The organism is uncultured Tepidimonas sp. (assembly GCF_938045175.1).
Classification (GTDB): Bacteria; Pseudomonadota; Gammaproteobacteria; order Burkholderiales; family Burkholderiaceae_C; genus Tepidimonas.
In genome coordinates, this window is sequence record NZ_CALIND010000192.1 from 1 (window position 1) to 10,227 (window position 10,227).

Annotated in this window: 10 protein-coding genes; 6 read left to right on the forward strand and 4 right to left on the reverse strand. The window is 69.2% G+C overall.

Features of this window, described 5'->3' with window-relative positions; genetic code table 11:
- Positions 1 to 59: 59 nt before the first annotated feature.
- Both Q0716_RS10105 and Q0716_RS10110 read left to right on the forward strand, forming a co-directional pair.
- The gene (locus Q0716_RS10105; protein WP_299022836.1) at positions 60 to 716 is read left to right on the forward strand and encodes an NUDIX hydrolase; all 657 of its coding nucleotides are present in this window, start codon (positions 60 to 62) and stop codon (positions 714 to 716) included.
- Entirely contained in the window at positions 713 to 1,153 is a 441-nt protein-coding gene (locus tag Q0716_RS10110) for a DUF1178 family protein (protein WP_299022838.1), read from the forward strand. The genes Q0716_RS10105 and Q0716_RS10110 overlap by 4 nt, the downstream gene beginning before the upstream one ends.
- Positions 1,154 to 1,180: 27 nt before the next feature.
- On the opposite strand, the gene Q0716_RS10115 is transcribed toward Q0716_RS10110, so the two are convergent.
- On the reverse strand, positions 1,181 to 2,485 hold the full coding sequence (locus Q0716_RS10115) for a Glu/Leu/Phe/Val dehydrogenase (protein ID WP_299022840.1): 1,305 nt from the start codon (positions 2,483 to 2,485) through the stop codon (positions 1,181 to 1,183).
- Positions 2,486 to 2,640: 155 nt separating this feature from the next.
- On the opposite strand from Q0716_RS10115, the gene Q0716_RS10120 reads away from it, so the two are divergent.
- Positions 2,641 to 3,366 (forward strand): CoA pyrophosphatase, encoded by a 726-nt coding sequence (locus Q0716_RS10120; RefSeq protein ID WP_299022842.1) that lies wholly within the window; start codon positions 2,641 to 2,643, stop codon positions 3,364 to 3,366.
- A complete protein-coding gene (gene ampE / locus Q0716_RS10125; protein WP_299022846.1) occupies positions 3,363 to 4,286 on the forward strand; it encodes a regulatory signaling modulator protein AmpE in 924 nt (307 codons plus the stop codon). The genes Q0716_RS10120 and ampE overlap by 4 nt, the downstream gene beginning before the upstream one ends.
- 37 nt (positions 4,287 to 4,323) lie before the next feature.
- Here ampE and rsgA read toward each other — a convergent pair whose 3' ends face one another.
- Both rsgA and Q0716_RS10135 read right to left on the reverse strand, forming a co-directional pair.
- Entirely contained in the window at positions 4,324 to 5,274 is a 951-nt protein-coding gene (gene rsgA, locus Q0716_RS10130) for a ribosome small subunit-dependent GTPase A (protein WP_299022848.1), read from the reverse strand.
- A complete protein-coding gene (locus Q0716_RS10135) occupies positions 5,271 to 6,557 on the reverse strand; it encodes a M48 family metallopeptidase (protein WP_299022851.1) in 1,287 nt (428 codons plus the stop codon). The genes rsgA and Q0716_RS10135 overlap by 4 nt, the downstream gene beginning before the upstream one ends.
- Positions 6,558 to 6,606: 49 nt before the next feature.
- Between Q0716_RS10135 and orn the strand changes: the two genes are divergently transcribed.
- Both orn and Q0716_RS10145 read left to right on the forward strand, forming a co-directional pair.
- Positions 6,607 to 7,209, forward strand: coding sequence for an oligoribonuclease (gene orn / locus Q0716_RS10140; protein ID WP_299022854.1), 603 nt, complete (start codon positions 6,607 to 6,609; stop codon positions 7,207 to 7,209).
- A gap of 145 nt (positions 7,210 to 7,354) precedes the next feature.
- Positions 7,355 to 8,734, forward strand: a complete 1,380-nt coding sequence (locus tag Q0716_RS10145; RefSeq protein WP_366139732.1) for a DEAD/DEAH box helicase — start codon at positions 7,355 to 7,357, stop codon at positions 8,732 to 8,734.
- A gap of 35 nt (positions 8,735 to 8,769) precedes the next feature.
- On the opposite strand, the gene Q0716_RS10150 is transcribed toward Q0716_RS10145, so the two are convergent.
- Complete coding sequence (locus Q0716_RS10150; RefSeq protein WP_299022856.1) at positions 8,770 to 9,747, reverse strand: GMP reductase; 978 nt, start codon at positions 9,745 to 9,747, stop codon at positions 8,770 to 8,772.
- Positions 9,748 to 10,227 lie beyond the last annotated feature (480 nt).

Below are 10,227 nucleotides of genomic sequence, written 5' to 3' on the forward strand. Positions count from 1 at the left end.
TTTGCCTTCCCCGGCTTCGTCTACCGTTATCTGGCGCGGCGTTGAGCGTGGCGGCTCCGATGAACGACCCGACCGCACGCGCCGCGCTCGTGCCCGATCGGCATCCTCCTCATCTGGCCGAACGCACGGTCGAGGAGGCGCAGGTATGGCACGGATCCTTCCTGTCGCTGCGGCGGGATGTGGTGGCGCTGCCGGATGGGCGCCGCGCGGTGCGCGAGTACATCCAGCACCCGGGCGCGGTGATGGTGGTGCCCGTACTGGACGATGGGCGCCTGGTGCTCGAGCGCCAGTACCGCTACCCCGTGCGGCGGGCGATGATCGAATTTCCGGCCGGCAAGCTCGACCCGGGCGAATCGGCCTTTGCGTGCGCGGAGCGTGAGTTGCGCGAGGAAACCGGCTACCAGGCGGATGAGTGGGCGCGCGCGGGTGTGTTGCACCCGGCGATCGGGTATGCGGACGAGTTCATCGAGATCTGGTTTGCGCGCCGGCTGCAGGCGGGTGAGCGCGCGCTCGATGACGGAGAGCGGCTCGAGGTGCTGGCGGTGCCGCCCGACGAGCTGCTGCAGGCGGTGTGCGCGGGCGAGGTGACCGACGGCAAAACCCTGGCGGCGCTGCTGTGGTGGCAGAACGTCGCCAGTGGCGCCTGGCCCTTGGCGTGGCGTGCGGCGGCGCAGTGGCGTGCCATGGCGCCCGCCGCGCAGGAGGCGGTGCCGTGAAAGTGCTCGACCTCGGGTGCCGCCACGGGCATGTATTCGAGGGTTGGTTTGCCTCGGAGGAGGACTTTCAGTCCCAGCGCGAGCGCGGCCTGATCGAATGCCCGGTCTGTGGCGACCAGGGCATCGAAAAGCGTTTGAGTGCGCCTCGCGTGCAGACCCGGCGCAGCGAGCCGCCACCCGCGGCCCAGCCCGGTCCCGAGCACGCGTCGACCGAACGACAAGCACGCTTGCTGCAAGCGCTGCGGGCGTGGGTGCGCGACAGCGAAGACGTGGGCGAGCGCTTTGCGGAACGCGCCCGCGCCATGCACCAGGGGCTGGAGCCCGCGCGCAACATCCGCGGGGTGGCCACGCCGGACGAGGCCGTCGCGCTCGTCGAGGAGGGGGTGCCCATCCTGCCGCTGCCCGACGTGCCATTGCTCAAAGAGCCGCTGCAATGAGCGGCTCTTGGCGCGGCCGCCAGCCGCTCAAGGATAGAGCCCGCGCAGGTCGCGCGCGCGCAGGATGCGCTCGCACGCCACGATAAAGGTGGCGGTGCGCAAGCTGACGCCCTTGTCGTCGGCCACGTGCCAGACGGCGTCCAGCGCCCCCTTCATGATGGCCACCAGGCGCTGGTTGATTTCTTCTTCGCTCCAGAAGAAGCTGGAGAAATCCTGCACCCACTCGAAGTAGCTCACCGTCACGCCGCCGGCGTTGGCCACCACGTCCGGAATCACGAGCACGCCGCGCTCGCGCAGGATGTCGTCTGCCTCGGGCGTGGTCGGGCCGTTCGCGCCCTCGATCACCATGCGCGCCGTGATGCGGTGCGCGTTGGCGCGCGTAATCTGTTGCTCCAGTGCGGCAGGGATCAGAATGTCACACGGCACATCCCAGAAGGCGTCGCGCTCGATCGCTTCGGCCGCCTCGAAACCCGCGACGCTGCCGTGGCGCTTGGCGTGCGCCAGCAGCGCCGGGATGTCCAGGCCGGCCTCGCGGTAGACGCAGCCGGCGTGGTCCTGCACTGCCACCACGCGCGCGCCGGCCTCGGCAAACAGCTTGGCGGCGATGCCACCCACGTTGCCAAACCCCTGCACCGCCACACGCGCGCCCGCGAGGTCGAGCCCGATGCGCCGCGCCGCCTCCGCCCCCACGGTGAAGACGCCGCGGCCGGTGGCCTCGTGGCGCCCCAGGGACCCCCCGAGGCTGATCGGCTTGCCCGTCACGACGCCAGTGGCCGTTTCCCCCACGTTCATCGAGTAGGTGTCCATCATCCAGGCCATCACGCGCTCGTTGGTATTGACGTCGGGCGCCGGGATGTCCTTCGTGGGGCCGATGATGAGGCCGATTTCGCTCGTGTAGCGGCGCGTGACACGCTCGAGCTCCCCCATCGAGAGCTGGCGTGGATCGACGCGCACACCTCCTTTGGCACCGCCGAACGGCACGTTGACGGCGGCATTCTTGATCGACATCCACGCGGCCAGCGCCATCACCTCGGACAGCGTCACGTCCTGGTGAAAGCGCACGCCGCCCTTGCCCGGCCCGCGCGAGGTGTTGTGCTGCACGCGGTAGCCCTCGAAGTGCGCCACCGTGCCGTCGTCCATCATGATGGGGACATCGACGACCAGGATGCGCTTGGGGCGTTTGAGCGTCTCCACCCAGCGGGCCAGGTTGCCCAGGTAGGGGGTGACGCGATCGACTTGTTGCAAGAAGATGCCCCAGGGGCCCAAGTGGTTGGGGTCGAGGTACGAGGGCAGGGCGTGGCCAGAGGCGGCCGTGGTTGGGTGCTGTGTCATGTCAGCGGAAAAAAGAGTCGAACATGCGGTGCAGCATAGACGCGGGCACGCTGCTTGTCCAAAGCCGGGTTTCCATTCCATCATGCAAAAGTTGCATAACGCGCGTGCTGGCGATTCCGAACCCCGTGGCGCAGAGCGGTTGCGTTCGCGGCACAATGGGGCGCCCAAGGAGTCCTCTCGTGTCGACCCTGCCCGCGTTCGATCCCCGCCAGGTGCCCGTCGTCGCCCGCGACGCCCATTTGCCCGCGGTGCCGGTGCAGCGGCTCGCTGCCGATGACTTGCGCCGCTGGTTCCGGCAGCCGCCCGACTGGACGCCAGAGATTCGCGCCGAGGCGCGTTGGGTGGATGGCCCCCCGAAGCCAGCGGCGGTGCTCGTGCCGCTCGTCTGGCGCCCGCGACCGACCGTGCTGCTGACGCAGCGCACCGCGCACCTGCCCACCCACGCCGGGCAGGTGGCGTTTCCGGGTGGCAAGCTTGACGCCGACGACGCGGGCGACCCCGTGCGGTGCGCACTGCGCGAGGCGCAGGAGGAAGTGGGCGTCGCGCCCGCGTGGGTCGAGCCCCTGGGCGCGCTGCCCGTGTATGCGACGGGCTCCGGTTTCGACGTCACGCCGGTGGTGGCGCTCGTGCATCCGCAGGGGCCGTGGCGGCCCAACCCGCACGAGGTCGCCGACGCCTTCGAGGTGCCGCTGGACTACCTGATGGATCCGCGCCACCACCGGCACCACGAGTGGGTGTGGGCCGGCGCCACGCGACGCTGGCTGTCGATGCCGTACGCGGATGCCACCGGCGAGCGCTTCATCTGGGGGGCGACGGCGGGGATGTTGCGCAACCTGTATCGCTTTTTGCAGGCCGCCACGGCCGCTATGATGCGCGCATGACGTTTTTTGCCGTGTTGTTCGCGCTCGTGCTCGACCAGGCGCGGCGCCCTGGGCCGACCCCGCCGTGGCAGCCCGCGATCGCCGGTTGGGCGGCTTGGGTGCAGCGCCAGTTGGACGCCGGGCACGCCGTGCACGGCTGGCTGGTGTGGGGCGTGGCCCTCGGGGTGCCGACCGGGCTCGCCGCGCTCATCTACGCTGCATTGGCGCAGGCGCATGGGTTGCTGGCGTTTGCCTGGACCGTGGCGTTGCTGTACGTGACGCTGGGCTTTCGGCAGTTCAGCCACCATTTCACCGCGATTCGCACCGCCCTCGAGTCGGGCGACGAGGCTGCGGCGCGCGCCCTGTTTGCGCAATGGCAGGGGACGACGGCGGTCGACTGGCCGCGCGAGGAGCTGCTGCGCCGCGTCATCGCCCACGCCATCATCGCGTCGCACCGGCATGTGCTGGGGGTGTTCGTGTGGTTCGTGCTGGGGGCCGCACTGGGGCTGGGACCCGCGGGTGCCGTGGCGTACCGGCTGGCGGCCTGGCTGGCACAGGTGTGGACGCAGCCCTCGGCGGCCACGCCCGTGAGTGAGCCCGTGGCGCGGTTGGCCCAGCGGGCCTGGTGCTGGATCGACGCGTTGCCGGCGCGCCTGACGGTGCTGGGTTTTGCCATGGTTGGGCATTTCGAGGATGCGCTGGAGCGCTGGCGCCAGCACCAGCGCCCCTGGCACGAACCCAGCGACGAGCTGCTGCTGTCGGTGGCCGAAGGCGCGCTCCAGGTGCGCCTGTGCCGCAGCGCTGCCCCCGATGAGGGGGGGCTGTCGGTGTTGCCGACGCCGCAGCTGGCGCACCTGTCGAGCGTGGTCGGGCTGCTGTGGCGCAGCGTCGTGCTGTGGCTGATGCTGCTGGGGCTGGCACTGCTGGCGCGAATATTTTGACCCACGCCGCGCACCGGCGACGCCCGCGGTGGGCGGGTCAGTGCGAACGCGCAGCCAGCAACTCCTCGTACAGCTCGACGTACAGCCGCCAGCGCTGTGGCGCGATCGGCCCCTGGGGGGCGACGGCCGCCTGCACCGCGCAACCCGGTTCGCGTCGGTGCGTGCAATTGTGAAACCGGCACTGCCCCAAGAAGGGGGCGAGATCGGGCATCAGCGGCGCCAACGCCTCGGGGGCGATGTGGTGCAGCCCGAAGGCATGAAACCCGGGCGAGTCGATCAAGGCGCCGTCCCGCGCCTCAGACAGCCAATACCAGGTGGTGCGGGTGGTGGTGTGCCGTCCTGTGCCCAGCGCGCGAGAGATCGCTTGCGTCTCGGCCTGGGCGTGGGGGACCAGCCGGTTGACCAGCGTGCTTTTGCCCACGCCAGAGGCGCCCATGACCAACGTCACGTGCTCCTGCAGAACCTCGAGCAGCGCGGCCAGCCCAGTGTCCATCGCCGCGCCATCGGCGGCGTGCAGCTGCAGTGGCAGCACCGTCTCGCCCATCGCGCGGTAGGGGGCCAGTCGTGCCCAGGCCTCGTCGAACGCGGGCTGCACATCGCGCTTGTTGAGGCCGATCAGCGGCTCGATGCCCGCGTGCCGCGCCGCGATCAACGCCCGCGCCAGGTGCCCCTCCGAGAAGACGGGCTCGGCCGCGAGCAGGATCAACACCCGATCGAGGTTGGCGGCCAACATCTTGGTGCGCACGTCGTCCTGGCGAAACAGCACGTTGCGCCGCGGCAGCACCGCCTCGATGACGCCCTCGTCGCCCGAGGCCGACCATTGCACCCGGTCGCCGACCACGGCCTCCAGGCGCTTGCCACGCGGGTGACAGCGGGTACGCTCACCACCCGGCGCTTCGACCAGCAGATGGCGGCCAAAACTGGCGACCACGAGACCGTCGCGCGGCACCGCCGGCGCGTCGCTGGGAGGGCGGGATCGGCGGCTCATGCGGGGCTCGGTTCGGGGCGCAGACGGGCCAGTCGGTCGGCCGCCGGCGGGTGTGTATAAAAGAACCGCACGAACCACGGATCGGGCGTGAGCGTGCTGGCATTGTCGCGGTATAGGGTCAGCAGCGCATCGCCCAGCGCGTCGGCGCTGGCGTGGCGGGCGGCGTAGTCGTCGGCTTGAAATTCGTCGCGGCGCGACCCGCGGCTCAACAGCGGCGCCACGAAGACGCCTGGCAGCGGCAGCACCAGGCCAAACAGCAGCAGGGCCAACGCCGCGTTGCTGCCCGTCAGCGTGGGCGTGACCCCCAGGCCGAAATAAAACCACAGTTGCTGCGACAGCCACCCCAGCAAGGCCAGCGCCGCACCGCTGCCCAGGCCGAGCCACAGCAAGCGTTTGAGCACGTGCCGGTGGTGGGCGTGTCCTAGCTCGTGCGCCAGCACCGCCTCCACCGCGTCGGCGCCCAGGCGCTGCAGCAGCGTATCGAACAGCACCACCCGCTTGGCCGGTCCAAAGCCGGTGAAATAGGCGTTGGCGTGCGCGCTGCGGCGGCTGCCGTCCATCACGTAAACCCCTGCGCTGCGAAAACCGCAGCGCTGCAGCAGCGCTTCGACACGCGCCCGCAAGGCGCCGTCGTCCAGGGGCTCGAACCGGTTGAACAGCGGCGCGATCCAGCGCGGGTAGGCCAGCAGCAGGGTCGTGTTGAACGCCATCCAGGCCAGCCACGCCCACAGCCACCACGATGGACCGGCGCTGTCCATCAGCCACAGGATGAGCGCCGCGATCGGCAGCCCCAGCACCGCAGCCACCAGCGCGCCCTTGAGGCCATCCGTCAGCCACAGCCCGAGGGAGGTCTGGTTGAAGCCGTAGCGGGCCTCGAGCCGGAAGGTGCGCCACCACGCGAACGGCAGCTCCAGCAGCGCGCCGATGGCAAAAAACGCCGCCAGCAGCGCCAGTTGCTGCCCCATGCCTTCGCCCAGCCAGCCCAGCAGCCATTGGTTGAGCGCATCCAGCCCGCCCAGCAGCGTCCAGCCCACGACCAGGGCGGCATTCCACGCTGCCTCCAGCAGCGCCAGCCAGGTCTTGTCGATCGTGTAAGCCGCCGCGCGCGCATGCTGCTCGGCGCTGACGTGCGTGGCAAAAGCCGCCGGTACCTGGTGCCGGTGGCGCGCCACGTGGCGGATTTGGCGGGCATACAGCCAGGCGCGCAGCAGCAAGCCCGCCAGCAGCAGGGCGACGAAGATCCACGTCCACAGCAGGTGGGGTGGCAGGGCAGGGGCGTTCATGCCCGCAGTCTAGCCAATAACCAGGGCCCATGTCGGCGACAATAGCGGCATGACGACGCCCAACACCCTGCCCGAAACGCTCGACACCGAAGCGCTGACGTTGCCCAAGAGCGACCTCAACCTAGTCTGGATCGACTGCGAGATGACCGGACTGGACCCCGAACGCGAGCGGCTGCTGGAGGTGGCGGTCGTCATCACGGGCCCCCACCTGCAGCCCCGCATCGAGGGGCCGGTGCTGGTCATCCACCAAAGCGACGCCGTGCTCGACGCCATGGATGCTTGGAACAAAGGCACCCACGGGCGCAGTGGTCTGATCGACAAGGTGCGCGCCAGCACGCTGACCGAGGCCGAGGCCGAGCAGCAGTTGCTCGACTTCATCGCCCGCTACGTGCCCAAAGGCGCCTCGCCCATGTGCGGCAACAGCATTGGGCAAGACCGGCGCTTCTTGGTGCGCTACATGCCGCGGCTGGAGGCGTACTTTCACTACCGCAACCTGGACGTCAGCACCCTCAAAGAATTGGCCAAGCGCTGGCGCCCCGAGGTGTACAACGCCTTCAAGAAGCAGCAGCGCCACACGGCGCTGGCCGACGTGCACGAGTCGATCGATGAACTGGCGCACTATCGCGAGCGCTTTTTGCGCCTGACGGCCTGATCGCACATCCGACCACGTTTCGTGGCATAATACCGACATCCGGCACCCATCGGTGCCGGTTTTTTGTTGCATCTGCTGCTCGCCGGTCCCATGGATGGATTGATTCGTTGGTGGTCGATGTGATGACAACCCAACGGATCTCCACATGAACACCATGACCCCCGTGGCTGCCAGCCACGACGGCGGCTTTGTCGCGCTCGACCTCGCCGATTCTCTGCTGCGCGCCGTCACCGAACTCGGCTTTACCCAGCCCACCCCTGTGCAACAGGCGGCCATTCCGCTGGCGCTCAGCCGCGATGGCGCCGGCGCCGATCTGATGGTCTCCAGCCAGACGGGCAGCGGCAAGACGGCCGCCTATCTGTTGCCCGTGCTCGATGCCCTGTGTCGCCAGCCCGCCCCCGAGGCGGCGCGTGCGCCGGCACGCTCGGGCAACCCCCGCGCCGCGCGCGGCCGCTTCGCGCCGGCCGCGCCGCTGGCCCTGGTGCTGTGCCCCACCCGCGAGCTGGCGCAACAAGTGGCGGGTGACGCCATCGATTTGCTGCGCCACAACCGTGGCCTGCGCGTGGCCACCGTGGTGGGCGGCATGCCCTATCCGGTGCAACTGCAGCGCTTGGGCGGTGCCGCCGTCGTCGTGGCCACACCGGGCCGGTTGCTGGACCTGCACCGCAGCGGGCACCTGCGGCTCGATGCCGTGCAGCACGTCGTGCTGGACGAGGCCGATCGTATGCTGGATCTGGGCTTTGCCGACGATCTGGCCGAAATCCACCGCCTGACCGAAGGCCGACGCCAGACCCTGATGTTCAGCGCCACTTTCGCCCCGCGCGTGCAGGCGCTGGCGGCGCGCATCATGCGCGAGCCGCAACGCGTGTCGCTGGAGTCGGCGCAAGACCGCCACGCCAATATCGAACAGCGTCTGTACTGGTGTGACAGCCCCACGCACAAGCGCCGCGTGCTCGATCACTGGCTGCGCGACGAGGCCATCGAACAAGCCATCGTCTTTGCCAGCACGCAGATCGAGTGCGATGCACTGGCCCAGGACCTGCAGCAAGCGGGTTTTGCCGCCGTCGCGCTGCACGGCGCGCTCAGCCAAGGCATGCGCAACCGCCGCTTGCAAGCGCTGCGCCAGGGGCAGGTGCAAATCCTGGTCGCCACTGACGTCGCCGCACGCGGCATCGACGTGCCCACCATCACCCACGTCTTCAACTACGGCCTGCCGATGAAGGCCGAAGACTACGTGCACCGCATCGGCCGCACCGGGCGGGCGGGGCGTAAAGGGCTGGCCGTGACCATGGCCGAGCCGCGCGACCGGCGCCGCATCGGCGCCATCGAGGCCTTCAGCCGCCAGCCCATCCCGACCCAGACGATCCCTGGGCTGGAGCCGCGCCTGCAGCCCACGCAGGCGCCGCGCCGCGCGGGCGGCCCGCGCCCGGAAGGCAACCACCGCGGTGGCGGTTGGGGCCGTGCCGGTGCCCCGCGCGGCAGCCGCCGCGCAGAATACGCGCCGCGTGGCGGTTTCGCCCGTTGACGGCCGCCTGCTGACGGCGCTGCGGGGCGTCGGTGTCACATCAAGAGGTGCTCACCGGCGTTTTCACCGCCCAGGATCACATAGTTCACTTTGCGCAGGTCGGCCAGCATACGGCCGCCTGCGTAGCTGATCGAGCTCTGCAAATCCTCCTGCATCTCGCGCAGCGTGTCGGCCAAGTGCCCCTTGATCGGCTCGAGGATGCGCTTGCCCTCGACGTGCCGGTACTCGCCTTTGTTGAAGTCGCTGGCCGAGCCGTAGTACTCCTTGTAGCGCTTGCCGTCCACTTCCACGGTCTGCCCGGGCGATTCCTCGTGGCCGGCAAATAAGCTGCCGATCATCACCATGGCCGCGCCAAAGCGCACGCTCTTGGCGATGTCGCCGTGGTGGCGGATGCCGCCGTCGGCGATGATGGGCTTGGTGGCCACGCGTGCGCACCACTTGAGCGCCGACAACTGCCAGCCGCCGGTGCCAAATCCGGTCTTGAGCCGTGTGATGCACACTTTGCCAGGGCCGATGCCGACCTTGGTGGCATCGGCGCCCCAGTTTTCCAGGTCGATCACGGCCTCGGGGGTGCCGACGTTGCCGGCGATCACGAACGCCTGCGGCAGCGTGCGCTTGATGTGTTCGATCATGCGGCGCACGCTGTCCGCATGGCCGTGCGCGATGTCGATGGTGACGTAGTCCGCCCCCACGCCCTCGGCCGCCAGGCGGTCGATGACCGCGTAGTCGGGGGCTTTGACGCCCGAGCTGATCGACACGAACAGCCCCTGCTCGCGCATGCGGCGCGCAAACGCCACCGTGTCCAGATCGAAGCGGTGCATCACGTAGAAATACCCGTGGGCAGCCAGGAATTCGGCGATGCGCTCGTCGATGACCGTCTTCATGTTGGCGGGCACCACCGGCAGTTTGAAGCGGCGACCGCCAAACTCCACCGAGGTGTCGCACTCGCTGCGGCTTTCCACGCGGCATTTGCGCGGCAACAGCAAAATGTTGTCGTAGTCGAAGATATCCATGGTGACAGGTTCCATACGAGAGAGGTCGTCCGCGCGTGGGAGCCACGGCGGAGGGCGGCGCGTTGGGGCAGTGCGCGGCCCAATGGCTGCTGGCGCTCGACTGGGAGCCGGTCACGTCCTGGGCCGCCCCGTCGGGGCGGCAGGCACAAAAAACCGGGCTCCAAGATTTGGGCCCGGTGGCTCATTGTAGCGGTGTGGTCGGGTTTGTGGCGCGCATCACGCGGGTCCCCCGCTCGCTGCCTGCGGCACAATAGCCCACACGGTGCGGGCCGCGCGGGCGGCCCTCGAACCCTCGGAGTGAGCGCGGATGAACCCTTCCACCCTGATCGGCATGATCGCCAGCGTCCTTTTGCTGGGGGTGCTGATCTTTTTTGCGGCTGACGACCCCTGGTTATTCATCGATCTGCCGGGGCTGGGCATCGTGCTCGTGGGGACGATGGCGGCCACCTTTTTGAGCTATCCCATGGGCGAGGTGTTGCG

Coding starts and splice junctions, on each gene's coding strand:
- Q0716_RS10105 (WP_299022836.1), top strand. CDS start 60: ATGAACGACCCGACCGCACGCGCCGCGCTCGTGCCCGATCGGCATCCT.
- Q0716_RS10115 (WP_299022840.1), bottom strand. CDS start 2,485: ATGACACAGCACCCAACCACGGCCGCCTCTGGCCACGCCCTGCCCTCG.
- Q0716_RS10120 (WP_299022842.1), top strand. CDS start 2,641: ATGGGGCGCCCAAGGAGTCCTCTCGTGTCGACCCTGCCCGCGTTCGAT.
- ampE (WP_299022846.1), top strand. CDS start 3,363: ATGACGTTTTTTGCCGTGTTGTTCGCGCTCGTGCTCGACCAGGCGCGG.
- rsgA (WP_299022848.1), bottom strand. CDS start 5,274: ATGAGCCGCCGATCCCGCCCTCCCAGCGACGCGCCGGCGGTGCCGCGC.
- Q0716_RS10135 (WP_299022851.1), bottom strand. CDS start 6,557: ATGAACGCCCCTGCCCTGCCACCCCACCTGCTGTGGACGTGGATCTTC.
- orn (WP_299022854.1), top strand. CDS start 6,607: ATGACGACGCCCAACACCCTGCCCGAAACGCTCGACACCGAAGCGCTG.
- Q0716_RS10145 (WP_366139732.1), top strand. CDS start 7,355: ATGAACACCATGACCCCCGTGGCTGCCAGCCACGACGGCGGCTTTGTC.
- Q0716_RS10150 (WP_299022856.1), bottom strand. CDS start 9,747: ATGGATATCTTCGACTACGACAACATTTTGCTGTTGCCGCGCAAATGC.